This is a genomic window from Vibrio sp. Vb2880 (genome assembly GCF_033337975.1).
GTDB lineage: Bacteria > Pseudomonadota > Gammaproteobacteria > Enterobacterales > Vibrionaceae > Vibrio > Vibrio alginolyticus.
In genome coordinates this window covers 96,721-122,260 of the sequence record NZ_JAWORT010000011.1, presented here as the reverse complement: position 1 = coordinate 122,260, position 25,540 = coordinate 96,721, and the positions used below count along the sequence as shown (strand labels likewise).

The 25,540-nt window shown below is 44.0% G+C and carries 24 protein-coding genes and 1 other RNA gene; 12 read left to right on the top strand and 13 right to left on the bottom strand.

Annotated elements, in window-relative coordinates:
* Nucleotides 1–149 precede the first annotated feature (149 nt).
* Nucleotides 150–740, top strand: a complete 591-nt coding sequence (locus R7M92_RS13875) for an acetate uptake transporter (RefSeq protein ID WP_005381682.1) — start codon at nt 150–152, stop codon at nt 738–740.
* A 100-nt stretch (nt 741–840) separates the two neighbouring features.
* On the opposite strand, the gene R7M92_RS13870 is transcribed toward R7M92_RS13875, so the two are convergent.
* A complete protein-coding gene (locus tag R7M92_RS13870; protein ID WP_005381681.1) occupies nt 841–2,388 on the bottom strand; it encodes an alanine/glycine:cation symporter family protein in 1,548 nt (515 codons plus the stop codon).
* Between the two features lie 308 nt (nt 2,389–2,696).
* Nucleotides 2,697–3,953 (bottom strand): D-amino acid dehydrogenase, encoded by a 1,257-nt coding sequence (locus R7M92_RS13865; protein ID WP_213877597.1) that lies wholly within the window; start codon nt 3,951–3,953, stop codon nt 2,697–2,699.
* Between the two features lie 106 nt (nt 3,954–4,059).
* Between R7M92_RS13865 and R7M92_RS13860 the strand changes: the two genes are divergently transcribed.
* From R7M92_RS13860 to R7M92_RS13845, 4 genes are all read left to right on the top strand, one after another.
* Nucleotides 4,060–4,971 carry a LysR substrate-binding domain-containing protein gene (locus R7M92_RS13860; RefSeq protein ID WP_017635708.1) on the top strand — a complete coding sequence of 304 codons (912 nt, stop codon included), beginning with the start codon at nt 4,060–4,062 and terminating at the stop codon, nt 4,969–4,971.
* A 117-nt stretch (nt 4,972–5,088) separates the two neighbouring features.
* The gene (locus R7M92_RS13855; protein WP_318133655.1) at nt 5,089–6,357 is read left to right on the top strand and encodes an O-acetylhomoserine aminocarboxypropyltransferase/cysteine synthase; all 1,269 of its coding nucleotides are present in this window, start codon (nt 5,089–5,091) and stop codon (nt 6,355–6,357) included.
* A 208-nt stretch (nt 6,358–6,565) separates the two neighbouring features.
* Nucleotides 6,566–7,897, top strand: a complete 1,332-nt coding sequence (locus R7M92_RS13850; protein WP_318133653.1) for an aspartate aminotransferase family protein — start codon at nt 6,566–6,568, stop codon at nt 7,895–7,897.
* Nucleotides 7,888–8,727, top strand: a complete 840-nt coding sequence (locus R7M92_RS13845) for a 3-keto-5-aminohexanoate cleavage protein (RefSeq protein WP_318133651.1) — start codon at nt 7,888–7,890, stop codon at nt 8,725–8,727. Before R7M92_RS13850 ends, R7M92_RS13845 begins: the two co-directional genes overlap by 10 nt.
* Nucleotides 8,728–8,801: 74 nt before the next feature.
* Here the strand turns inward: R7M92_RS13845 and R7M92_RS13840 are convergent, their stop codons facing one another.
* The 4 genes from R7M92_RS13840 to R7M92_RS13825 form a co-directional block, all read right to left on the bottom strand.
* Nucleotides 8,802–10,169: a Na+/H+ antiporter NhaC family protein gene (locus R7M92_RS13840; protein WP_017635705.1), complete on the bottom strand. Its 1,368-nt coding sequence runs from the start codon at nt 10,167–10,169 to the stop codon at nt 8,802–8,804.
* A 180-nt stretch (nt 10,170–10,349) separates the two neighbouring features.
* Entirely contained in the window at nt 10,350–10,937 is a 588-nt protein-coding gene (locus R7M92_RS13835) for a DedA family protein (RefSeq protein WP_170890790.1), read from the bottom strand.
* Nucleotides 10,938–11,141: 204 nt separating this feature from the next.
* A complete protein-coding gene (locus tag R7M92_RS13830) occupies nt 11,142–12,677 on the bottom strand; it encodes a bifunctional GNAT family N-acetyltransferase/carbon-nitrogen hydrolase family protein (protein WP_161440932.1) in 1,536 nt (511 codons plus the stop codon).
* Nucleotides 12,678–12,797: 120 nt separating this feature from the next.
* Nucleotides 12,798–13,679, bottom strand: a complete 882-nt coding sequence (locus R7M92_RS13825; RefSeq protein WP_085569924.1) for a LysR family transcriptional regulator — start codon at nt 13,677–13,679, stop codon at nt 12,798–12,800.
* A 398-nt stretch (nt 13,680–14,077) separates the two neighbouring features.
* Here R7M92_RS13825 and R7M92_RS13820 point away from each other — a divergent pair, with 398 nt between their 5' ends.
* Nucleotides 14,078–14,641, top strand: a complete 564-nt coding sequence (locus R7M92_RS13820) for a porin family protein (RefSeq protein ID WP_005381668.1) — start codon at nt 14,078–14,080, stop codon at nt 14,639–14,641.
* A gap of 682 nt (nt 14,642–15,323) precedes the next feature.
* Here the strand turns inward: R7M92_RS13820 and R7M92_RS13815 are convergent.
* A complete protein-coding gene (locus tag R7M92_RS13815; protein WP_064377308.1) occupies nt 15,324–15,809 on the bottom strand; it encodes a DUF6795 domain-containing protein in 486 nt (161 codons plus the stop codon).
* A gap of 689 nt (nt 15,810–16,498) precedes the next feature.
* A complete protein-coding gene (locus tag R7M92_RS13810; RefSeq protein WP_017820579.1) occupies nt 16,499–17,266 on the bottom strand; it encodes a hypothetical protein in 768 nt (255 codons plus the stop codon).
* Nucleotides 17,267–17,594: 328 nt separating this feature from the next.
* Here R7M92_RS13810 and R7M92_RS13805 point away from each other — a divergent pair, with 328 nt between their 5' ends.
* The 4 genes from R7M92_RS13805 to R7M92_RS13790 all read left to right on the top strand — a co-directional run bounded on the left by R7M92_RS13805 (nt 17,595) and on the right by R7M92_RS13790 (nt 20,627).
* Complete coding sequence (locus R7M92_RS13805) at nt 17,595–18,239, top strand: recombinase family protein (RefSeq protein WP_318133649.1); 645 nt, start codon at nt 17,595–17,597, stop codon at nt 18,237–18,239.
* 147 nt (nt 18,240–18,386) lie between these two features.
* Nucleotides 18,387–18,587 (top strand): hypothetical protein, encoded by a 201-nt coding sequence (locus R7M92_RS13800; protein ID WP_005479249.1) that lies wholly within the window; start codon nt 18,387–18,389, stop codon nt 18,585–18,587.
* 762 nt (nt 18,588–19,349) lie between these two features.
* Nucleotides 19,350–19,961 (top strand): hypothetical protein, encoded by a 612-nt coding sequence (locus R7M92_RS13795; RefSeq protein ID WP_318133647.1) that lies wholly within the window; start codon nt 19,350–19,352, stop codon nt 19,959–19,961.
* A 168-nt stretch (nt 19,962–20,129) separates the two neighbouring features.
* Nucleotides 20,130–20,627, top strand: coding sequence for an RNase H family protein (locus tag R7M92_RS13790; RefSeq protein ID WP_045586951.1), 498 nt, complete (start codon nt 20,130–20,132; stop codon nt 20,625–20,627).
* Nucleotides 20,628–20,677: 50 nt separating this feature from the next.
* Here R7M92_RS13790 and R7M92_RS13785 read toward each other — a convergent pair whose 3' ends face one another.
* The 3 genes from R7M92_RS13785 to smpB form a co-directional block, all read right to left on the bottom strand.
* A complete protein-coding gene (locus tag R7M92_RS13785; protein WP_318133642.1) occupies nt 20,678–22,411 on the bottom strand; it encodes a site-specific integrase in 1,734 nt (577 codons plus the stop codon).
* Nucleotides 22,412–22,522: 111 nt separating this feature from the next.
* Nucleotides 22,523–22,890: a transfer-messenger RNA gene (gene ssrA / locus R7M92_RS13780) on the bottom strand.
* Between the two features lie 66 nt (nt 22,891–22,956).
* Nucleotides 22,957–23,442, bottom strand: a complete 486-nt coding sequence (gene smpB, locus R7M92_RS13775) for an SsrA-binding protein SmpB (RefSeq protein ID WP_005381642.1) — start codon at nt 23,440–23,442, stop codon at nt 22,957–22,959.
* Between the two features lie 119 nt (nt 23,443–23,561).
* Between smpB and R7M92_RS13770 the strand changes: the two genes are divergently transcribed.
* On the top strand, nt 23,562–24,005 hold the full coding sequence (locus tag R7M92_RS13770; protein ID WP_005381641.1) for an SRPBCC family protein: 444 nt from the start codon (nt 23,562–23,564) through the stop codon (nt 24,003–24,005).
* Complete coding sequence (locus R7M92_RS13765; RefSeq protein WP_025768875.1) at nt 23,995–24,354, top strand: RnfH family protein; 360 nt, start codon at nt 23,995–23,997, stop codon at nt 24,352–24,354. Before R7M92_RS13770 ends, R7M92_RS13765 begins: the two co-directional genes overlap by 11 nt.
* Before the next feature lie 101 nt (nt 24,355–24,455).
* Here R7M92_RS13765 and bamE read toward each other — a convergent pair whose 3' ends face one another.
* Both bamE and R7M92_RS13755 read right to left on the bottom strand, forming a co-directional pair.
* The gene (gene bamE / locus R7M92_RS13760; protein WP_017820585.1) at nt 24,456–24,815 is read right to left on the bottom strand and encodes an outer membrane protein assembly factor BamE; all 360 of its coding nucleotides are present in this window, start codon (nt 24,813–24,815) and stop codon (nt 24,456–24,458) included.
* Between the two features lie 242 nt (nt 24,816–25,057).
* A complete protein-coding gene (locus tag R7M92_RS13755; protein WP_318133640.1) occupies nt 25,058–25,540 on the bottom strand; it encodes a GNAT family N-acetyltransferase in 483 nt (160 codons plus the stop codon).

Genomic DNA, 25,540 nt, shown 5'->3' with positions numbered 1-25,540 from the left:
CTCTGCTTTTTTGCAGGGTCTTTTTTTATATATGTAGTGGTTTATTTATGGAATCTAAGTTTTCAATAACAGCTTTTCTCTTTTGTTCTGGAGCCCATTAAAATTCGCGCGCATTTTTTATCAACATTTTTGAAAAAAGGTATTTGTACATGTCGACAAAACTGGCTAACCCAGCACCGCTAGGTCTAATGGGTTTCGGTATGACCACTATTCTGCTCAATATTCATAATGCAGGATTTTTCCCAATTGACTCTATGATTCTAGCGATGGGCATCTTTTACGGTGGCCTTAGCCAAGTAATCGTTGGCATCATGTGTTTTAAACGCGGTGATACGTTCGGCACAACTGCGTTTACTTCTTACGGTCTATTTTGGCTAACATTGGTTGGTCTAATCGTAATGCCTCACATGGGTCTTCCTGCAAGCCCTGCAAGCTTTATGGGTTGGTACCTAGCGCTTTGGGGCATCTTCACTGGTTTCATGTTCATTGGTTCTCTATGTTACCCAACAGCGAAGCAAGTGGTATTTGGTTCTCTAACTATCCTGTTCTTCTTGCTTGCTGCTCGTGATTTCACTGGTAGCGAAGTGATCGGTGCTATCGCTGGCTTCGAGGGTATCTTCTGTGGCGCAAGTGCAATTTACTTTGCAATGGCGCAAGTACTGAACAACGAATTTGGTCGTGAAGTATTACCTGTCGGTAAAGCAAAAATCGCTCGTAAAGTTGAAGCGGTTATCGCCTAAGCTGTTACTCATAATGAAGAAAGGGGGATTAACCATTGGTTAATCCCCCTTTTTTATGTCCTCAATCGGACCACTGCTTTTTCTTATTTATGTGATAACGCTATGTTGATGGTTGCTCAACAGTTTCTGCGCTATTGCTGTCTGCCGTTGGTGCTTTACCCGTTTTACGTCGGTACTTATCTTCCCAGTAATCTGCGCCTTTAATGCCCAGTGCAACAGGGTTAAATGTAAAATCGGTCACACCACGTTTTTGTTGCTCTTCGTAGTCGTTCAATGCTTTGAGTGCAGGCTTCGACATAAAGAAGATGATCAAAATACCGATGATGTTTAGCCACGCCATCAGTCCTACGCCTACATCACCCATCGCCCATGCTAAGTTGGCGGTTTTCACGGTTCCGTAGAACACGGATGAAATAATGATGACTTTCAGAATAAACATCAGTCCATTTACTTTGAACGTACGACGAATGTAAGCAATGTTCGTTTCTGCAATGTAGTAGTAAGCCAGAATGGTCGTAAACGCGAAGAAGAATAGAGCGATTGCGATGAATGGCTTACCCACGCCAGGTAGTGCGCTTTCGATCGCCATCTGTGTAAACACAGGGCCATTTGCACCAATATCCGCTGGTAGGTTTTGAACCAGGAATGTACCTTCAATCGCACCATTTACGTTGTACGCGCCAGTGATAAGAATCATGAACGCGGTTGCTGAACACACAAGTAATGTATCGATGTAAATAGAGAAAGATTGAACAAGACCTTGCTGAGCTGGGTGATCAACACTCGCTGCTGCTGCTGCGTGAGGACCAGTACCTTGACCTGCTTCGTTGGAGTAGACACCACGTTTTACACCCCAGCCGATTGCTGCACCAACGCCTGCCATTGGTGTGAACGCGTCACCAATGATCATGCCGAAAATGCGTGGAACCTCACCAATGTTTAGAAGGATGATGACAAACGCAGTAATGATGTAAGCTAACGCCATAAATGGCACAACGACTTGGGTAAAGTTCGCGATACGCTTTACGCCACCAAAAATGATGAAAGCCAAAATGACACAAACAACCGTACCAGTGAAAATTTTAGCAAAACTGAAGGTACCAATAGCGGTTTCAATCATGTCACCTGAGCCAAATGCGGCTTCTACAGCGTTACCGATACTGTTCGATTGAACGCCAGGAAGTAGAACACCACAAGCAAAGATGGTCGCGATAGCAAAGATCCAAGCGTACCATTTTTGTCCCATTGCTTTCTCAATATAGTAAGCAGGGCCACCACGGAACTCGCCTTCGTCTTCTTCTTTATAAATTTGTGCAAGTGTTGATTCTGCGTATGCGGTTGCAGCGCCAAAGAAGGCTACGACCCACATCCAGAATACGGCGCCTGGGCCACCGAAACCGATAGCAGCGGCAACACCAGCAATGTTACCTGTACCTACACGGCCAGATAGTGAAACAGCAAGTGCCTGAAATGATGATATCCCTTTTGTTGAACTCTTCCCTGAAAGTAATAAGCGCCACATCTCAAAGAAGTGACGAATTTGTACAAAACGCGTCATGATTGAATAGAACAAACCTGCGCCAAGGCACAAATAGATCAGTACCGGGCTCCAAATAATTCCATTCAGAAAATCAACTAATGACTGCATGAGTATTTTCCCTGTTAGTTGTGTTTGTGGTTGTTTTTCACACAATACATTACCCTTTATGTAATGCAATTGTTAACTTTTTTAGCTACAAATCCTTTGTAGCGTGATGATGAACACAGAATGGAGAGTAGTTGTTAAAATTTGGTTCTTGTTGCTTATTTGCTCCTTTTAGGTAGAAGATTTGCCTGATGACTAATTATGCAGCACATTGTCATTTAAATGTGCTGCGATTTTGATGAGTTAAAAATGCCAATGGTTATGCATTTTGTGGAGTAAGTGTCTGTCTATTTTTTTGTTCAGTCATGTGCTCAGGCGTAACGACAAAGGTTAAGTTCCGCATTATCCATCACTTTTGTTTTTTCACCTTTCATTACGCTTGCTAGCAATTGACCTGAACCACAAGCCATCGTCCAGCCCAGAGTTCCGTGTCCGGTGTTAGTAAAAAGGTTATCGTATTTAGTCGCGCCGATAATTGGTGTGCCATCAGGCGTCATTGGCCTAAAGCCGCTCCAAAACTCAGCTTGGCTGAAGTCACCACAACGAGGAAAAAGATCACGGATGACCATTTCGATAGTGTTTTTGCGCTTTTGTGGAAGGGAAGCATCAAACCCTGCTAATTCTGCGGTGCCAGCTACGCGAATTCGGTCATCAAATCGAGTCATAGCGACTTTATAGGTTTCATCCATCACAGTAGATCGAGGAGAGAAGTGTTCATCTTCCATCGGGATGGTGAGTGAATAGCCTTTGACAGGGTAGACCGGAATATCAATATCGAGTTGCTTGAGTAGCGCTGTAGAGTAGCTGCCAGAGGCCACCACATATTGGTCTGCTTTAAATTGTCCTCGGTTCGTTTGGACACCTATGATCTTTTTGCCTACTGTAACCCAATTGCTTACTTCAGTATCGAACTCAAATCGGACACCGTGTGCCTTAGCAAGCTCCGTTAGTTGTTGGCAAAATTGATGGCAATCGCCCGTTTCGTCATCAGGTAGATGCAAGCCACCAACCAGTTTGTCTTTCACAAGTGCAAGCCCTGGCTCTTGTTCAATACATTGTTCGACGTCCATTAGCTTAAATCGGGTTCCGCTTTGTTCAAGGAGCTGCATGTCCTTTTCAATGGCTTGCAGCTGTTGATGTGTTCGGAATACTTGCAAGGTCCCAAACTGACGTCCTTGATACTCAATGGCGTGTTCTTGGCGTAACTGTTCTAAGCAAATACGGCTGTGGTTAGCGATAGAAAGCATGCGAGCCTTGTTAACTTGATAGCGAGGTAGGGTGCAGTTCGCGACCATTTTACTTGCCCAGCGGATCATGTCGGCATTCAGAGTGGGTTTGATTTTAAGTGGAGCATGCTCCTCCATTAACCACTTAATGGCTTTAACAGGAACACCAGGCGCAGCCCAAGGCGAAGAATAGCCATATGAGATCTGCCCGGCATTGGCGAAGCTCGTTTCCATGGCACTGCTTGCTTGGCGGTCAATGACGGTAACTTGATAGCCTGCTTGAGATAAATACCAAGCAGAGGTTAAGCCGATAACGCCGCTGCCTAATACGATGACTTCCATTGATGCACTCCACACATTTATCAGAGTGCTCAGTTTCTTTTCTTTACCTTTTGTTAACAATCGATATAAATTACACACAGCGTTTAGAAAAACTATAGGCTCAAGGATGAAAAGTAATCTGATAAGTGGTTTGTGTTTATTTAGCCAAGTCGCGGAGTACAACAGCTTTACTGGTGCTGCAAGACATTTACACCTCACCACTGGTGCCATAAGCCAACAAATTATTCATTTGGAAGCGTTATTAGGTTTTACTTTATTTGAACGCCACTCTCGCGGTATTCGTTTAACCGTAAAAGGCACTCAGTTACACCAAGCGACGCAGTTTCACTTTTCGGAACTGAGCAAATTGCTTGATGAGCTCAAAGTAGAAAAGCAAACCAATGAAATTCGTTTGAAGTTGACGCCTTCTTTTGCTTTCAAATGGTTAGTCCCAAAGCTCGAAAGCTTCCATCATGATAATCCGGATATCCAAGTACAAATCTTTGCGGAAGGTGCGCTGGTAAATAGTGAGATAAAAGACTATGACGTCGCAATTGACTATGGTCTTCATCCTTATAGAAATGCTAACGCGGAGCTGATTTTGGATGAGCATCTGCTACCGGTGATGAGTCCAAAATACCTTGAGGATCATGGCTGGCTAAAAACGTTGTTTGGTGAGCAAAAAAACTCAATGCCAGTGAAGCAATGGCAAGAGGCGACGCTACTACACGATGCGATGCCATGGGAAAAAGCGACGCGTGACTATGAGTGGCTATATTGGGCGTCAGCGATGGGGTTGGATTTTAAAACCGATATCGGACACTTTTTTAATCGAACGGATATGGCGATGTCTGCAGCCGAAGCAGGCGTTGGGATTGCGATGGCACGAATGGCACTGATTGAGGATGAATTGACGACAGAGCGTTTGGTTTCTCCATTCAAACCGATTCCTGCCAATGCAGGGTATTACTTGATCATGAACACACGTACGAATGCGACAGAAACGTTTCGTCACTGGTTACTTGGACAGTTGAATTAGCGTTTTATCTCTGTGATTCATCCCTACGTTATTTGTTGAAAAATTGGGCAATATAAGTTTTAAGCAAGGTAAGTGCTTTGCTTGCCGCTATTTGAGTGATGAAAGACAGGGAAGAACATGAAAGACGAAACGCTATCCATCCATTTTGGTTACGAAACTGACCCTACCACTAAATCTGTCGCGACGCCGATTTATCAAACAGTCGCGTACGAGTTTGACAACGCGCAGCACGGCGCTGATCTGTTTAACTTGGAAGTGCCGGGGAATATCTACACTCGCATCATGAATCCGACTAACGATGTTCTGGAAAAACGCATGGCGGCGTTAGAAGGCGGCATTGCTGGATTGGTCGTGAGTGCGGGGAGTGCAGCGATTAACTATGCAATTCTGACCTTAGCGCAAGCGGGCGATAACATCGTTTCTACGCCGCAACTTTATGGCGGTACTTATACCTTGTTTGCGCACATGCTCCCAAATCAAGGTATTCAGGTGAAGTTTGCTAAAGATGACAAGCCAGAAAGTTTGGCCGAATTAATTGATGAAAATACCAAAGCGGTGTACTGCGAGAGCATTGGTAACCCTGCGGGTAATATCATCGATTTAGAACGTGTGGCGGAGCTTGCTCATGCACAAGGCGTACCTGTGATTGTGGATAACACCGTTGCGACGCCAGTGCTTTGCAAACCCATCGAATTTGGTGCGGATATCGTAGTTCACTCTCTCACTAAATACGTTGGTGGGCATGGCACCACATTAGGTGGCGTGATTGTGGATTCAGGTAAATTCCCTTGGGCGCAGCACAAAGACCGCTTTCCTGTTTTCAACCAACCAGAACCTTCTTACCACGGCGTGGTGTATACCGAAGCGTTTGGTGAGGCGGCATTTATCGGGCGTGCGCGTACCGTACCACTGCGTAATACCGGAGCCGCATTATCACCGATGAATGCATTTATGCTTATGCAAGGGCTAGAAACGTTACCGCTGCGTATGGAGCGCCATACCGATAACGCACTCAAAGTGGCTGAATTCTTGGAACAGAATGACAAAGTCAGTTGGGTAAGTTATGCCGGATTGCCAAGTTCTGAACACTTCCATCTCGCCGAAAAATACATGAAAGGTAAGCCTTCTGCGATTTTGTCGTTTGGTTTAAAAGATGGTTATGACGCTGGTGTGCGTTTTTATGATGCTTTGAAAATCTTTAAGCGTTTGGTGAACATTGGCGATGCAAAATCATTGGCTTGCCATCCTGCATCGACGACTCATCGTCAATTGAGCGAAGCAGAACAAAAACAAGCTGGTGTGTCTCCAGAGATGATTCGTTTATCGGTGGGTATTGAACATATTGACGATATTCTAGCCGATTTAGAACAGGCACTAAACGCGTAAAACGATTCTGTTTTTAGCTTTGGGTTACCCATAGGCCAGCCTTTAAAAAAGCTGGCCTATTTTTATTTTATTGTTTAAATATCAAGGGTTTTGGTGTTTTTGGTTTGTGGTATTCCAAAAGCTCATAGAGGGTGAGATTTATTCTCTTGTCACGTTTGGGGTTGTTCCTGATGATGTGTGCAAGTATTACACATTGGAAGGGACTCAAATGTCTTACGTATTTCACCGTCATTGCCATGCCACGCTACCAATCATCGATAGAGGTGAAGGTGTTTATCTATTCGATAAGCATGGAAAGCAGTATCTCGATGCTTGTGGTGGTGCTGCGGTATCAAACCTTGGCCACAGTCATCACGCCGTTAAAAAAGCCATGTTGGAACAGATCGAGCGAGTGCCATTTGCTCATACTGGATTTTTTACTAGTGACAACAGTGAGCGCCTAGCAGAATTGATTTGTCAGCACATGCCTGAACAGTTCAACCATGTGTATTTAGTCAGTGGAGGATCAGAAGCGGTGGAGTCGGCACTAAAAATGGCGCGGCAGTATTTCGTGGAATCAGGTAAGCCAGAGAAAAAGCAATTCATCGCGCGTCAGCAAAGTTATCACGGTAATACCTTGGGGGCTCTGGCTGTCGGAGGTAATGAATGGCGACGTGAACCGTTCAAACCCATCTTACACCCGAGCCATCATATCGCCCCTTGCTATGCTTATCGTTATCAGCAGAGTCATGAGTCGGAATTGGATTACTCATTGCGAGCGGCGAATGAGCTAGAGGCAAAAATTCTTGAGTTGGGGGCTGATAATGTCATGGCTTTTGTCGCCGAGCCCATTGTGGGTGCCACCGCTGGAGCTGTGCCTGCAACGCAAGGCTATTTCAAGCGTATTCGCGAAATATGCGACCAATACGATGTGTTATTGATCTTGGATGAAGTTATGTGTGGCGTTGGACGCAGTGGCAGTTTTTTTGCGTTTGAGCAAGAAGAGGCAGAACCCGATCTGGTGTGTATGGCTAAAGGGCTTGGTGCGGGTTATCAACCTATTGGCGCGGTGGTTGCGAATGATCGAGTCTATCAAGCTATTGCTGATGGAAGCGGTTTTTTCCAACATGGTCATACTTTTATGGCGCACCCTGTGGCGTGCGCTGCTGCCGTGGCGACCATTCAAACCATCTTCCAAGATAATTTGTTAACGGCGGTGAATCGGCAAAGTGCTTTGCTGCGTAATGAGCTTACTTCTGCATTTGCCCATTTACCGTACATTGGCGACATTCGTGGTAAAGGTTTGTTTTTTGGCATTGAGCTGGTGGCGGATCAAGAAAGCAAGGCGCCTCTGAGTAAAGCCACATTGGCAGACAAACGCATCAAACAGCGAGCAATGGAAAATGGCTTAATGTGCTATCCAATGGGCGGAACGATTGATGGCGTTAATGGGCACCATATCTTGCTTGCGCCGCCATTCATTATTCAGCCTCACCATATTGATGAGCTAGTTGGCAAACTCTCATTAACGCTAAAAGAGGTAGCGAAGGAATGGAATTAGAAAATCGATGTATACGAGAGCCTATCGCTATTATCGTGGCCCCAAACGGTGCAAGAAAAACTAAGCACGATCACGCCAGCTTACCCATGACAACAGACGAACTGGTTGCAGAGGCTATCGCTTGTCAAACGGCAGGGGCTGCCATGATCCATTTGCATGCTAGAGACGCCAACGGACGTCATTCATTAGACATCGACGACAACATGGCAATTTACTATGCCGTGAAAGAAGCGGTGGGACAAAACATGATGGTACAGCTCACCACAGAGGCGGTGGGCTTGTATTCTCCGCCACAACAGATGGCGTTAGTTAAAGCTGTGAAACCAGAAGCGGCTTCTTTTGCATTGAGGGAGTTAATCCCTGATCGCGCAAGTGAGAAAGAAGGGCATGCCTTTTTCCATTGGGTGGCAGAACACAACATCGTGAGCCAAATTATTCTCTACGATGCAACCGACATTGAACGTTATTTCCAACTGCGTGATGCGGGCGTGTTACCTAAAACGCATCAGCATGCATTAGTGGTGTTAGGGCGTTATCACCAAGCTCAACAGTCTTCGCCATGGGATTTACGAGGTTTGAATTTGGCGCGTTTTGTCGAGGAAGAAATTCGATGTGCCATTTGTGCTTTTGGCGCGCGAGAGCAAGACTGTTTAGCGAGTGCGATGTTACTTGGATTCGATGTGAGAGTGGGGTTTGAGAATAACCACGTCGATGTGGCAGGCGAATTAGCAATCAGTAACGCGGCTCAGGTGGAAGCTCTACGCGATGTGGCGCATCGCTTTGCTATTCCTTTACACAGTGCGCAAAGTTTGCGTTCAGCTTTGAAGTAAATCTGCTCGCGGAAAAGAAAAAAAGAAGAAAGGAAAGTAAAAAGGCTCCATCGGAGCCTTTTCGGTATTTGTCGTTAGTTCTCAGTTTGCGCTACAGGTTGACGAGCGGGATGTTTGATAAACACCGCGACAACAGCCGCTATCGCTAATGCAAAACAGTAGTAAGAATTGGCAACTACTTCAAGTGGCGATAGGTTGAATACGGAACCTAGCAGCAGTACTTGAGCACCGTAAGGCAACACGCCTTGCACCACGCATGAGAAAATGTCTAACAAGCTTGCTGAGCGGCGAGGAGAGACATTATTCTCTTCCGCCAGTTGGCGAGCAACGCTGCCCGATACAATGATGGCTACGGTGTTGTTTGCCGTACAGCCATTGACCATTGATACCAAACCTGCAATACCTAGCTCGCTTGCACGACTGTTCGCATGCTTAGAGTGACTAGAGCCAAACGCGTGGATAAGGCTACTAACGAAATTTGTTAGAAAAGCAAGACCACCTTGGCGACGCATCAGTTCACTCAAACCACCAATCAGCATGGATAACAAGAAGATCTCTTGCATGTTACCAAAGCCTTTGTATACGTCTTGGGCTAGATTAGTTAGTCCGTAATTGTCAATCGATGCCAAGCTCACGCCGCCAGCCAAAAGAATGCCAATCGACAGAACCACAAACACATTCACACCAGATACCGCTAGGATCAAAATAGTGATATACGGCAAGACTTTTAGCCACTCAATATCGCCAGTTTCAGGCACTTGAGTCGCGGTACTGTTGAAAGCGAACACTGCAATCGCGATCAACGCCGCAGGTAAAGCAATACGAATGTTCTCTTTAAACTTGTCTTTCATCTCACAACCTTGAGAGCGTGTCGCCGCGATGGTGGTGTCAGAGATGATAGAAAGGTTATCACCAAACATAGCGCCGCTCAGCACAACGCCTGCGGTTAACGGTAAGCTCATTCCTGCTGATTCAGCAATCCCCAACGCTACGGGGGCAACGGCTGCGATGGTACCCATCGAAGTCCCCATTGCTGTTGCGATAAAAGCAGAAATCAGAAAAATGCCCGGTAAAATCATGCTGGTTGGAATAGCGGATAAACCAAGGTTCACTGTTGCATCAACACCACCAGAGGCTTTTGCTACCGCAGCAAAGGCACCTGCAAGCAGATAGATCATACACATTGCGATGATGTCTGGGTGGCCAACACCACGCATGAAGTGTTCGATTGAGCGGTTAAGTTTCTCTTTACTTAAAAGAAACGCAATGATGATGGCTGGTAATACCGCGATGGGTGCAGGCAGCTGGTAGAAGGCAAATTCCACGCCTTGCAAAGATAAGTAAGTGCCTACGCCAATAAATAGCGCAAGGAATACAATTAATGGGATCAGTGCGACCGCAGACGGTGCAACTGTTTTAGTAGTTTGTTGGGAACCGGACATGTAAACGACAATGTTAATGATAAGAGAGAAGAGCAGACTAATATCACATTTCTACATTGTCAACGTCTAGACGTCTAAATGGCTGTTTAAATTTTACACGTAAAGAAAAAGATAAAAGCTTGTGTTGCGTATCTCACTGATACCACGAGCTTTAGTTATGCGCTAATGAAGAGACTGTCGTTATTGCATTGATTTGGCTTTTTTGCGTTTAACAATACCTAAAACCATCCACGTAAATAAGACAGCAGCAAATGCCCATACCAGATATTTGTATTCGGTGTACAGGTTGCTCAACACGCTTAAATGTTCAAATGCAAAGTGAGTTAACAAGCTGAATACCAATACCCAAACCGTCGCCGCGAGGGCGTTACCGAGTAAAAACGCTCTACGTGGCATTTTCGCGATACCGCATGCAAGAGGCATAAATTGCTTCATTCCTTCAATAAAGCGGCTGACCACCAAGCACGTAGGGCCGTATTTCTGGATAGTCAATTGAAGCGTTTGCATCTTCGGGCCGGAAATGTAGCCTTTTTTATCTAACCACCCCTCAAAGTAATAACCGATTAAGTAGCCACAGGTATTACCAAAAAAGCAGCTCAGCCACGATACCATCATTACCATACTTAGGTTCATGACTTGTTCTGACGAGAGCAAAGATGCCGCGATCATCAGTGATTGACCAGGCATCGGGATACCTATCCCTTCTAGAAATATACTGACAATCAGCGCAACGTAGCCGTATTGCTCAAGCAAAGGCTTCATTGACATGAGAAGTTCGTTAATATGTTCCAAAAGCTTTCCCCTAATAAAAGCGGAACGAAGTTGGAGTGATACTCCGAATGTCCTATTGGGTCAATTCTTGTTTCTCACCGTTGAGAAAAACTGACATGCCTCTGATAATTGCGCAGAATCAACCTGCAGCTGGCTTTACTCGCCGCCACGCTCTTTGGTAGCGGCGAACTAGGGAGATCCTTATGACTCTTTGGCTTTGGTGAATGCGCCATACAAATCAAGGCGGCGATGACGTAAGTTGGTGACAGAGCCTTCGGTATTAAGCTGTTTCAACTTAGTCAAATCAACATCAGCGAAGATTATCATTTCGGTGTTGGCGCTTGCTTCTGTTAAGGTCGCATCGTGTGGAAAATAGATATCCGACGGTGAAAATACGGCAGATTGTGCGTACTGGATATCGACATTATCAACACGAGGTAAGTTGCCGACACTGCCCCCAATTGCAACGTAGCATTCGTTTTCGATGGCTCGTGATTGGGAACAGATTCGTACTCGTTGGTAGCCATTTTTTGTGTCTGTCCAGAAAGGAACGAACACAATTTGTGCGCCTTGCTCGGCGAGCATTCTTCCCAACTCTGGGAACTCGCTGTCATAACAAATCAGTATGCCGACTTTGCCTGCATCGGTTTCGAACACTTGAACATTGTCACCACCGTCGATCACCCAGTCTCTTTGTTCATGAGGCGTGATGTGGATTTTATATTGAGCGTTTATTTCACCATCTCGTTGCAGCAAGTAGGCCACATTATACAACTTGCCATCCTCGATGACGGGCATACTGCCTGCAATAATGTTGATGTTGTAGGTGACGGCCATCTGTGAGAAGCGGTTTTTGATCTCTTCTGTAAAGCTAGCCAAAAAGCGAATTGCTTCGACGGAATTTTGGTCGTTTTGCAATCCCATCAGCGGCGCGTTAAAGAATTCAGGGAATAGGGCGAAATCGGCTTTGTAGTTCGCAAGAGAAGAGATGAAGAACTCAGCCTGATCGAGCAAGTCCTCTAAGTCATTCATAGCACGCATTTGCCATTGCACAACACCAATCCGAATCAGCGTTTTTTCTACATCGTGTACGGATTGAATATCCTCTTCGTAGAAGAAGTTATCCCACTCCAGTAGAGTTGCGTAGCCTTTAGAAGCACTATCCTCTGGCAAGTAACCACGCATAATACGCTTTACATCGAAGTCATTTGCAAGCTGAAAAGACAAAATAGGATCGTGAAGCTCACGGCGTTTTATCTTGTCGATGTATTCAGCCACGCTCAATTCGTCAGCATATTTGTGGTAATTCGGGATGCGGCCACCGGCTAAAATTGCTTTGAAGTTCTTACTCCGGCAAAGTTCTTTACGCGCATCATACAGACGGCGACCTAAACGCAGTCCACGGTAGTCCGGGTGAACAAATACATCGAGACCATACATGGCGTCACCGGTCACTTGGTTTTGGATGACGTTGTTCTCGGTGATGATGTCGGTGTATAGGTGAGGAAGTGAAAATCGGTTGTAGTCCACTTTGATTGTTAGCGCTGCGCCGACAATTTTTCCGTTATCCTCAATACAGATTTGTCCATCAGGAAACTGATGAATGAGATCCATGATGGTCAGGCGTGGCCATGAGCCACCAACATCAGGAAAAACAAGGTCCATTAATTCCGCGAGCTCTGGGTAATCGGTCGGCTCAATGGTGCGTAAAGAGAGTCTTGGCGTGTTGCTGTCCATATCCTACTATCCATTTATCCTTTTTAAATAGTATGGATGAGAATGCCATAAATTTGAGCAGACAGATACCGAAGTCTTTGAGTTGTTTTGGTTTACCTAAACGAGCTTAAAGAAACAACATTAACTTAGCTTGCTCTTCAGCCATTCGTGAAACACCGCTACTTTTTTAGCCGAAAGGCGATAATTTGGGATCATCACGTAATAACCATAACCGCTCTGTAAAGAAAGGTTGAGAACATGCTGAATGTCCCCTCTTAAAATCGAATACTGCGCCATAAAATCGGGAAGCAAGGCGAGCCCTTTTCCCATTCTGACAGCTTCGCAAGCTAGGTAAAAATGTTCGACGCCTACAGGTTGATAGGTAACGGGAGATTCTACAGTGTAGACAGCTTTAAATTGCTCCCATAGCTGAGGGCGAGTGATTTGAGGTATAAACGGATAATTACTAACAGCGTGCACACTCTCAATTGCAGGAGCATTTGTGCAACCGACTAATAACAATGTTTCTTCGCACAGTAAGTGGCTGTATTCATAATGTGTGGATAATGGAAGGCAGCGAATATGTAAGTCACTTTCGTTGCTCGAATCTTTGACGTTCCCATCCCCGGTACAGACTCTTACTCGGATGTTAGGATGTTGCTGGTGGAAGTCATCAATATTAGGTATCAACCAAAGACTGGCAAAAGAAGGGGTTACGTCCACGGTGAGTAATTCTTGCTTTGAATCTGACTGGATTAAGTTGGCAGTTGCATGCTGAATAAGCTCCAAAGCTTCTGTGACTTGCGGCAGATAACGCTTGCCTTCTTCGGTTAACTCAATACCACTCGCCCCTCTTTGTATTAAAGGTAAACCCACCAATTGCTCCAGCGATGCGATTTGTTTGCTTACTGCGCTTTGCGTAATACATAGTGCATCCGCTGCTTTAGAGAAACTGAGGTAATTAGAGACCGCGACAAACGTCCTTAATGCTCGAATAGAAGGGTATTCACTGCCTTTTAACATACTTCAGTTCCATTAAACTCTGCTTAGGCAAAGAGTAGAGTATTCACGGCTTGAAGCAAAGTAAGATGCAACGTATGTGTGATTAGCTTCCTTTCTTATAAAAACTAGCTAAGCGTTTTTTGACTGATTAATCTACAAGAGTATTTTAGATGTTTATTTAATTTCTTTGAAAAATCTACAAATTAACAAGAATCTTTTTCACATCATCGATTAACCTCAATTTAGTATTGTTTATATAAAGTAAACAGACAGATCTTTTTTTCTGTTTTTGTTCGGCGTTCTTTAGAGGATTGTCAGTGTTCTATAAAATTAAATATATTTTTCATTAATTTAAAGTTGGCATTGCATTTGCTCTTTACTATTCGAACCTTCAATGGAACTTATATTAGGAGAATGAAATGAAAAGCAATGTTGTTACTTTGATTAGCCTTTTTTCTTTAGCAACGTTTAGTACTTTATCACATGCTGCGGACTCCAACGATCATGGTGTATATGTTGGCGCCAACTACGGTTACTTAAAAGTTGATGGACAAGATGACTTTGATGATGACAGCGATGTTATTCAAGGTTTAGTTGGTTACCGTTTTAATCCTTACTTAGCGTTGGAAGGTGGTTACATTGATTTCGGTAGCTATGGTAATAACCTAGCAAATGCCGAAACGGACGGCTATACAGCGGCTCTAAAAGTTACCGCTCCCATTGCTGATCGTGTCGACCTTTACGCAAAAGGCGGTCAAATGTGGTACTCGACGGATTACAACGTTGCGGGCTTCCAAGGCAACAAAGATGATGAAGGTGTATTCGCTGGTGCCGGTGTGGGTTTTAAAGTTACTGATAACTTCTTAGTTAACGCAGAATATATGTGGTACGACGTAGAACTCAATGCGGAGAATGTCGCGAACGGTGCAAACACGGAAACAGACTTTAACCAAGCATCACTAGGTGTAGAGTATCGCTTCTAATATAGTTAGCCGTGCTGGACTCAATAAAAGTGCGAAGCAAAATAGCTTCGCACTTTTATTATTTATCATTCAAATAATTTAAGACCGATGAAGCGTATATATAAAACGATGGCTAATTTATTTTATTGTTACTCCAGGGTATTTAATACGTTACTAGCATGACTGTCTAGCCTTTTTACTAACCTTGAAAAACAAAGCTTTATTGCTCTACAAGTAATATTAGATAGGTTAATTTCCGCATTGCCTGACATTACATTTATGTGGCCTATAATACCGAGAACGTGTTCTTTACATTTATTTTTAGATCTGAAATTAGCTAATTGAACCCAAGTAGTAAGGCCTGCAGTCGCATCTGTTGTATTATATGACCCAAACCTGAAATTCTTAGTAAATTCAAAGTTGAAGAGCTATTTTAATTACCAGATCATCAGTCATCCGAGCGTTATATCTATTGTTGAAGTCAAGAAATATGTTACGTTCTAGGTAAGTTTAAGGCTTAGATTGTAGTGCCGATCACTCATTACTTGTAGCGGTATTGACATAACCCGGAATAGATTTTTTCCTAGTCCATGAGCGTGGAAGTCGATACCAGAACCTCTTTCTAACCGATACTCAATATCCTCCGTAAATAAATGGCCAAAGAGGAGACATAGGAACTGGAGTTGTATCATGAGTGCATTGTTTAATTTCCATACAAGTCAGAGTCTATATAACCAAATAAATTACATTGGCTGTTTACGTAGTAGTCATCGTTTTCTTCATCATCAATTGAAAAAGCAAAGTACTTAAGAGGGTTCTCAGTGTCACAAGCAAGGTTAGCCATGTTATTTTTTACGTAATCCTCTATTTTATAACCATCAAAGCTTCCTTCCCAAATAATAGTACTTTCATCATTGCTGAGTTCTGCGACTAAAACAATAGTTACATAGTGTTCAATAAGAGGAGTGCTTATGATGTTTTTATTTTCATAGACTGGAGAAAACTCAAAACGACCAGTACTGTCTGTGAATGTTGATAAGTCTATTGATTTCCCTGACGTGCTTAAACCAATACTAAGGCTAACCTTCAGGCTACTAAGGGGTTTTCCTTTCTTTGTTAACACACCATTGATTTGCGGTGTGTATTGATTAACGTGTTCGTCATTCAATTTACTTTCTTCAAAATTCATTACAATGCTCACTAATATGACTGTAATAATTCCAGCAACTTAATTTTTCACAACAATATTTTCATTTTGAAATTTAAAAATCTATATATGTTGTGTTTCTGTTCAATATCTAAGGTTACTTTGTGATTAGAGTTACATTATTTTTTGTAACTACTGTTTGTAGTCATTACATCTATAGAGTTGTAATGAAACAAGCGAGTAGGGACTAACAATGAATACATCAATCAATTCATCGAGGGAGATGAGTATAGACTTTAGACTTAGATCTAGTTATCTCTTAGAAAGGATAGGTAAGCAGAAGACTTTTAAGTTACAGGGCTTTTAGTACCATGCTCTCTGCCTTTTTGATTAGTACTTATGAACTTCTTGTTTACTGATTAATACTCAACGAGTTTGTAAACCTACATGGGCCAAAGGTATGCGGTAATCCATGTAGTAAGATTTCAGAAAGCATGAATGTTTGAAAAAAGAGACTATTTTAGTTGATACAAAAAAGGCCACCCGAAGGTGGCCTTTTCCAAACGTTTGGTGGAGCTGGCGGGATTCGAGAGTTCGTCGCCTTTTCCTATGTAAGTCTCTGATATACAAGGAAGGTACATCAGTGGTTTACTCGAAATGTAGCACACCTTGTAGAACACTGCTAGTTCGGTTCAGTTCCGACTTTGGGAGCTGAACTGTTGGGTGTGTTACTAGGGTTTAGCATCATCGTTTATCTTACCTAGTAGTTGAATGGCATTTGTTGAAACGCTATCTTTTAATTCTCTCTGTATGGGCAGTAAAGCATCACGAATTTTTCCTAGCCTCTTTATTAGGGCTTCAATTGTCTCTATATTTAGGAGATTGCCTCCATTTTTAAAGCTAAGTTTTGCGGTTTCTTCTATTAGGGCTCTGAAGTCGAAAACTATTGGTATCAACTTTTTGTGAGCTTCTTTTAGTTCAGGAAGATAAAGATCTACAAGAAGGTCAGCCTCACAAATGAGGTCCTTCGGTTCGTTTTTTTCTAAACCTGCGTGATATTTGAATTTTTCTCCGAAATAACTCGGAAGACCATCAACGCAAGTGTAATACTGTTCATATTTTATTCGTTTTAGTTGGGTTAACTCTTGTTTGTTCCAGACTTGGTGCGCTAAGTCTTGACTCACTTGTTCTGTTGCTCTGGTTAGCTCGACTTGTTGGGTTATCACTTGTGCTAGTTTTTCTGATAGAGCGTCGATTTTTGCGGATTCAGTTTGTAGGGTTTCTTCACGCAAAACCTTTAAGTGGCGTTGTAATTGAGACTCGATGGCATCTAATTTTCCGATGACCTTGGCGTTTTCTTTTGCGTGACTTTTTATGTAAGAAATACAATAGCCTAACACTAAGCCGAATAGGATAAGTACGACTGCAAGCAAGGGATGTGAAGATAGTCCGAGTTGCATTAGAGAGGTTAAAGTTTCCATCTCAGATGAAGTAATCATGTATTTTCCTCAAGAAGCTCTTATTGCTGGACGGATTAGCGGAGCTAAAGCTCGACCTGAATTTTGTTAGCAATTTTGTCTGGGCATGTAAGTATAATTGTGGTTGCCTATTTTCCCCCATCCCCCCCAGGAAGGATACCGATGGATTTTTACTTTGAGATATAACCCTCTAACGATAAAAATATATTTTCAGTGTTTTCTTTAGGTTATGCCCAAATGCATACACTCTAAGGGTGTTATTTTTTGTGTGCTTTAGGTGTCGACTTGTCGATATGCATACAATAAGTTAAGCACACAGCAACCTAAAGCACTCGTTCGAGGTATGACAATGACAACTCAATCCAATGACAGCAACTCAATGGTCTTTGCTTATGTCCGTGTGTCGACTAAGGAGCAGAACGTGGATAGCCAATTGAGTGACATCTCAAAGCTCTACCCTGATGCGGAGATTACGACAGAGAAAGTGTCGAGTACTGTTCCAGCTAAAGAGAGGGCAGGGCTATCGGTTCTTCTTGGTAAGCTACGTAAAGGAGATACTCTAGTCGTATGGTGGGTTGACCGTTTAGGGCGTGACTATCGAGACGCTGAATCGACTATACGTGAGCTTCTCAACAGAGGCGTGTGCATTAAGACTATCAACCAAGGTCTGACGTTCTCATACTCAAACAAAGATGATGACATGCAGAACATGGTCACTGACATCCAGATTACCATGCTCACGGCTATGGCTGCGGCAGAGCGTAAGAATCGCTTAGCGTCGGCTGAGGCTGGAAGACAAGCGCTTAAAGCTAACCCTGCGAAGTGGGCTGAGAAGTTCCAAGGACGCAAAGCTAATACCAAGCAGCATCAGCGTATCATTGAGTTGTTACTTGAGGGAAAGTCTATCCGTGGTGTCGCTCAGGAGCTTGGCTGTAATGCAAGTACCGTACAGAGAGTGAAGAAGAAGGCGGTTGAAGCTGGCACCGTGTTCTAAGTGTCGGCTGATTGAACAATAAGTGCTCACTTAGCAAGCTCTTGCGTGACCATATTCAAGTTATTGCACTCACTAGTGACTACACATAACACAACCAAGTTGAGTTTCGGTATCTTTAGCTCACCTTAAGCACAAAGGAGCATTGATATGAACGACGTCTTAACTATTAAAGCCTCTAATCATCTTGATACTCAAACGCTGCTTACAACGCAAGACTCGCAGCTTCACCAAGAGGTGTGGGGGCATGTTAAAGCGTTAGTAGAGCTTGGTGTCTTTGAGGACGCTACAAATGGCATTGAGAATGTCTTAGCGCCTTACATGGCGGAGGTTAACGCCGAGCTTATCTAGGTCACTTGGGCGGGTGCAACGCCTGCCCTTGTCTGTTTTAGTTAGGTCAAACCATCGAGGTATCAACGCTCTCATTCCCTGCCTTTACGCTCTCTTTGAGTCTCAACGCAATGCCAATCGAATTACGACTGCCTATAGGGCGCAGCCCGATACGGTGAGGTTGTAAGCTGGTTTAACTAGGGAATGTCACACTAAAAGGGATGTAAGTGTTATTTAGATGTAAAGACGCTAAGTGGCTGAAATTAATTTATTTTCCCTTTTTTGTGTTAATGGCTTGTATTTACGACTGCCTATAAGAACAAACCCAATGCGGACTGTAGCCGCCAAACCACAGCAAGAAGTCACACATCAGAGTCACGCACTGAGTGGGCTTCAAGGCCATCACCTCGTTACCTCTCGGCTTCATAGAGAGTGAGTCTTAATGCCTTGGGCAAGCAGAGAGACAAAGAGCAATACATGCACCAGACGCAAAGCTTAAGAGTTCTCTTTATCTTTAAGGGAAGCTTTAGGCTTGTAAGACGTGCTGGTGTAGGGCGTGGATACTTAAAGTCTGTCTTTAAGATGTGATTGTAGTTATTAACAATAACAATCACTTACTTAGAGCTTAACTTAAAGTAGTTCTTAGAGAGACTTTAAGCTCTGCGCCTTCCTATCAATCATCGTCCTTTCTACCCAACCCTAAGTAACTACTCAATGCCTTTCTTATATATGTTGCAGTCTTGCAGGATTGTTCTGTAATTTATTGTTTTTAAAGGACTTGATATGACGTATGTAAACAACTCAAAGCTGAAAGCTAAGCTTGTTTGTGCACTTGAGTACTCAGACCTTAGTCGTCGCCAGATGGCCGTCTTTGATAACGCCTGTCGTTTGTCTGGGGTAGGTCGAGGGCTGTCTAGAAGCCGAATCTTTCGATTGCTTCAGACGCTCGATACACTTACCTATGACAGTCTTGAAAGGCGTCTTAATGTCAGTCTCAAAGTACTAAGCCGCGAGTCGTATTCAAAGCGCACCATTGCGTTGTACTTATCTGTTTGCCGTAAGGTAGCGTCTCAGTTAGCACAAATGTATGGGATACCTCGTCATGAGACAACAATCCCTGAAAGTGAGTCTCAGTACTGGCTCAGTGTTAGCGACAAGCGAGTCTTTACTGTTGCTGAACGAATGCTACCGAAAGGGGCAAAGTATCTTATCGTGTCGATGTCGACGCTTGAAGAAGCTCTAAGGCTCAAGCCTCGTACTATTCGAGAGTCGCTAAAGCGGCTTGACCACCACGGCTATATCGTGTGTTTAGGTGGTGATGAAGGTGCGAACTACAGCATTACCTTTAAACGCTCGATACATGCCACATCAGCGCTATCACTCCAAGCAGCCTGATTAACCCTCAGATCTCCACAACCCACAATAGGCCACCACAAGGTCTACTTCACTTCAAACCCAACGCTTAACCGCAAAGCCATGCTGTCAGCTAGTCACTACGAGTCTTTCGTTGGTGTAGTTGGCTATGTGGGGCTTTCGGTGTGGCTTTACGATTAAGGACTCAATATGAATACACAGCTTCAAACGACACATCTATTACACAACGCTCAGCACCCACTAAGTATCTATTGCGATGGTTCAGCACCAGACAATCAGCACGGGTGTCTTCAAGGGGGTGTTGGTGTCGCTGTTTACGACGCTCTTGGACATTGCATTCAGGAGTACTCATCCTCCGTTCGCAGGGCTGGTGGTGTCACCAGTCAAAGGGCTGAGCTTCTGGCTCTCATCATTGCCTTACTTGTAGCTGGTGAGGGGGACAATGTCTTTAGTGACAGTAAGTACTGTGTGCGGGGCTTCAATGAATGGCTTGATAGCTGGAAGCGTAACGCTTGGCGCAACTCAAGCAAGAAGCCTGTCGCTAATCAGGACTTATGGATGTTGATAGATGAGCTTAAAGCTATTCGTCCACGTGTTAGCGTTGAGCACGTAGCTGGTCACTCTGGCGTCAAAGGTAATGAGCATTCAGACTGCTTAGCGAGACAAGCAGCCGAAGGTAAAATGTAAAATGAAAGGTAACACTTGGGTAGACGTCAGGTGTTATCTTTTAATTTGTACTAGTTAGATAGTACACAGGGCTTTATGTCGAAGTCGAACGTAATGTTGTCCAATATAGGAGCTAATGCTGATGCGACATAAGCTTTACCATACCGTCCAAACGTTTCACTTCCGTCCCCATGACCCACATAGGCTGCTGCATGACTGCGGGATACGCCTGATTGCTTCAGGGCGTTGATGAAAGTGTGCCTGAAAGAATGGTAAGCCTTATGTTCGTTCTTGGCGTTAGGCAGCACTTTGTCGCGGAAGCGAGCAAACCATTTGGATGGTGCTTGTCCATACCCATCTCTTCCTCTCTTAAGCTCAGGAAAGACGCGCTCATGAGTGAGGTTCTGTACGTAGTCAACGAACCCTAGTTCAATTAATTTAGGGTGCAGTGGAATAGTGCGAATTGAACTCATATTCTTGGTTTTCTGGTCTTCTTGAGTATTGGTGATGGTCATAGTCCAAAGTCCGCTCTCGTCATCTCTACGAACGTCACATACATGCAACTGACACAACTCGTTGAGACGAGCACCTGTATAAAGCCCTAGTACAGGTAGCCAGTAATAGTGTGGGTGTTTACTCTTACCTCCTTGGAAGTATGGATGCTGAAATAGGGTCTTTAAGTCAGACTCAGTGAACGCGCTACGCTCATCAGATGCCTTTTTCTTGGTCTTTACTTTGAGTCCTTTAAAGGCATTCTTGGACGCGTACTCATTCAACACGCACCAGTCGAAGAATGAGCTAACACCAGTCATTGTGTCATTTGCTGTGCTTACTGCCATCGGTGTCGGTTTGAGAGCAATGACATCATCAACAGGTAAGCCCTTAAAGCTCGACACTTTGTTGAGGTTCGCTGGTAACTGCAAGAGTTTATCCTTGAACATCAAAGCATCAGCACGCTTGAGAGAGTCAATAGGACGGTCGCCCAAGATGTATAGCATGAGTCGTATACGAGCCTTGTAGCTTTCAAAGGTCTTGGGTTGCATGTTGTCTTTTTCTCTATCCTTGAGGTAAAGCTCTACGCATTCAGATAACAGCAAGCTTTGATGTTCGCTCTCCGTCGGAGCTTGCGTTCCCCTTAGCTCATGAAGGTAGGTATCAGACGCATTAGGTAACTCAAGACGCTCTGCCATCACATCCGTGAGCTGAGTAGTTAATGAGGATAGTCCTTGTATCGACTTTCTACAGCTCTCGATGACAAGTTGTCTTTGATTTTCAAATGGTTGCTCTACAAAGTACTCGTAGTGCTCTGATTCCATCGCACCCTCAATGATACGCCACGAGCGCGAAAGCTTGGCGTCATACTCACTCAATCTATTTTCGGCAAGGTCGCACATGAGTTCGCATAAATCATCTCTCATTGCCTCAATACCCGTAAAGACGCTCTCACGCTCCTTTAGTGGCGCAGTAAAGACTTGGGCGTGTAGTAAGCTCTGAGTTCCTACTAGGTTGCCAGACGTCGCTTGAGTGATTTCTTTGTGTTGAGCTTGGCTAGCTTTGACGTCAACGAGCACCTCAAGTGGGTTACTTGCGTAGCCTTTAGGTTTGCTTGTCGTTGTTGCGAGAGTCTCATGCTGCGCAAATAGGACGTCATGCTCTACAGATAGCTGACGCGCTCTAACACGAGCCTCTGCGACAGACTTGGTGCGCAGTGAGATTTTGATGGACTTTTTGTTGCCAAAGAATGGCTGAGAGTGGGTTGGGATACGGCGTTGATAGTACCAGTTACCGTTTGCCCGTTGTGTCATGTGCAAAGTGTCATCTCCGTCCATATGTAGAACAGGATGTACCTCAATTTCTCTTTTCATAGGCATATATAAAAAGAAAGCCCCTGAAAAATCAGAGGCTTACATGATGTTTGGTGGAGCTGGCGGGAGTTGAACCCGCGTCCGAAAACCGTTCATCATTGGTACTACATGCTTAGTCGATCTTTAATTTCGCCACCCACCTGCGAACCGACACGCTAATGAATGACTAGCCTGAATTAAAATTCGCCGTTCATCTCTCAGGCGGGAGAATCCGGGCTAGCGCGTTTGGGTTTGATCCCTCGTTGATCCCCGTCTTACGTGCGGAAGCTAGGGCGAGAGAGCTCTTAGCAGGTTATTAAGCTGCTAGTGCGTAGTTTTCGTCGTTTGCGACTATTTTTTTGCGGTTTGTTAACGAGGCCTACCGCACCTCGGCATGCACCTCAGACTTCTGAATTCCCGTCGAATCCTAAATCAGCCCCAGGTAATATTCGCATAGTAACAGAAAAGCATTGGCTGTCCAGTACTATGCGTTTAAGTGGTCAAGATTAACGCAGCGCGCTCTTCATTACGCGTGCTTTTTCTCTTGCCCAGTCTTTTTCTTTTAGATCCGTACGTTTATCGTGCAGCTTTTTACCTTTTGCTACGCCAATTTTTAGTTTCACCCAAGAGCGAGACCAGTACAGTGAGAGGGCCGTTAATGTCATACCTTCACGGTTTACACGTCCGAATAGGTTATCCAGCTCACGACGACTCATTAGTAGTTTACGCACACGTGTAGGGTTCGCCACAACGTGTGTCGATGCCTGATTTAAAGGAGTGATTGTCATGCCACTCACAAAGGCTTCACCGTCACGCATAAATACGTAACTTTCAGAAATATTGGCTTTACCTTGGCGAAGGGCTTTCACTTCCCAACCTTGGAGCTCCAAGCCAGCTTCGATTTCATCATCGATGAAATACTCGTGGCGAGCTTTTTTATTCAGCGCGATAGTATTGCTACCCGCTTTTTGTTTCGTTTTTTTCTTTGCCATAATAGCGTCATTATACGGGTTGGATATCGGATAGGAAATCCTTTTATTTGCGCAATCGTGGAATAAAAGTAAAATTGGCGAGTAGCTTTAAATCTGTACATGTATCGATAGGAGTATGTATGAAGCAAGTCAGCCGTTCTGCGCTTGTGTCTTTTAGCGCCGAACAGATGTTCAATCTGGTTAATGATGTTGCTAAATACCCTGAATTTCTGCCTGGTTGCTCGGGCTCTAGAATCATTGAGTCTTCGGGGAATGGTATGGTGGCTTCTGTCGATGTGGCGAAGGCTGGAATCAGCAAAACGTTTACGACTTCAAATGAGTTGATCCCCGGTCAGGCAATTATGATGAACTTGGTGGATGGCCCGTTTAAGACGTTGCGTGGTGGTTGGATTTTTACCGCGCTAGATGAACAAGCTTGCAAGGTTGAACTAAAGCTTGAGTTTGAATTCTCAAGTAAAATGATTGAGATGGCCTTCGGTAAGATTTTTAACGAGCTTACTAGTAATATGGTAAATGCATTTACTAAACGCGCAAAACAGGTCTACGAGTGTTATGAGTATTGAGTCAGATATGATTCACGTTGAGGTTGTCTATGCTCTTCCTCATGAACAGCGTGTATTTAACTTAGTGGTAAATAATCACGCAACGGTAGAAGAGATCATTCGACAATCCGGTGTATTGGAGTTGTACCCTGAAATTGATTTGTCCAAGAACAAAGTGGGTGTGTTTAGTCGTAACGTGAAGTTGGATGCGACCGTTCGAGATCGAGATCGAATAGAGATTTATCGTCCGTTACTTGCCGATCCGAAAGAGATTCGCCGTAAGCGGGCGGAGCAGGCTAAAACCGAGGGGAGTGCAGACCCAGTCACCGGTGGCAAGCCTAGTTCTGTACGTAAAAATAAGCAGGATTAATATTAACCCAATAGCTCATGTGAGTTACTCAAAGTTTGACTAACATGATTTCTATATAATAAAAAACCTCCCAAACGGGAGGTTTTTTTGCAAAAGTCAGTTTACTGAATTTGCTCGTAAAATGCGTCACTTTTTGGAAAGTCACCACTGATGTCTGCGAGCGTGCCTTGGTCATTAAAGTTTACAATCAGATCTTTCTGTACTGGTTCGCCATGGCCAGGAGTATGATGATAGATGTAATACCAAGTGTTTGGATAGCCGTTTTCAATAAGCATTGGCGACCCTAATACGAAGCGAACCTGTGCTTTAGTCATCCCAAACTTTAATTTATCAACCGCACTTTGTTCTACATAGTTGCCTTGGTTGATATCAATACGATAAACCAGTCTTTCCAATACCGAACATCCTGTCAGCAATGTCATTGCTAATGGTACGGCAACTAACCACTTCTTTAATTGCATAATAATTTCTTAGTAACCTTTAAAATACTGCGCTGATAATAAACAAGCTCGACGCAGATGTAAAAAGCTATGCGTCGTATGGTAGACAATCTGACAACGAATTTTGAGTTGAGTTGCATTTATTCACCGATATTAGACGGTAAATGTCACCACATGACGTATTAGTTAGGTGACGAAGAGCAAATTTCAATCGGAAGTAGGGTGATGGACGCTTTCAGCGGTGAGCCAAGCCTAGTGACTCGTTAGTCGGTTTTGGCGAATTCGCGTAATGCATCACCTGAAAAACGATAATACTCTTTTTCATGAATTAGTGTTGCACCAATTGAGCGGTAAAACTGACCTGCGGTAGGGTTACTACTTTCAGCTGTCCAGTCCAACCTTTGGCATCCACACTTGATCGCCAAAGATGCCAGATACTTCATTAACTTGAGACCAACCCCTTTTCCTCGAACCTTCGAAGATACGAACAGATCTTTTAAGTACATCTGCCCTGAGAGCTTTGGGGCAGGGAACATGACGGTATAAGATACAAAGCCTACGACGTCATCATTATCGTAAACCGCAATGATATGAACGCCAGAATGTTCAGAGAAAACTTGGTTCTTTAGATAATGGACCAGATCGTGTTTTGATGAAGCTTTTTCTTTGAAGTAGTAATGTTCTAACTCAATAAAAATAGGGATGAGATCTAAGCAGTTGGTTTTGTGTATTGCTCTGATATCCAT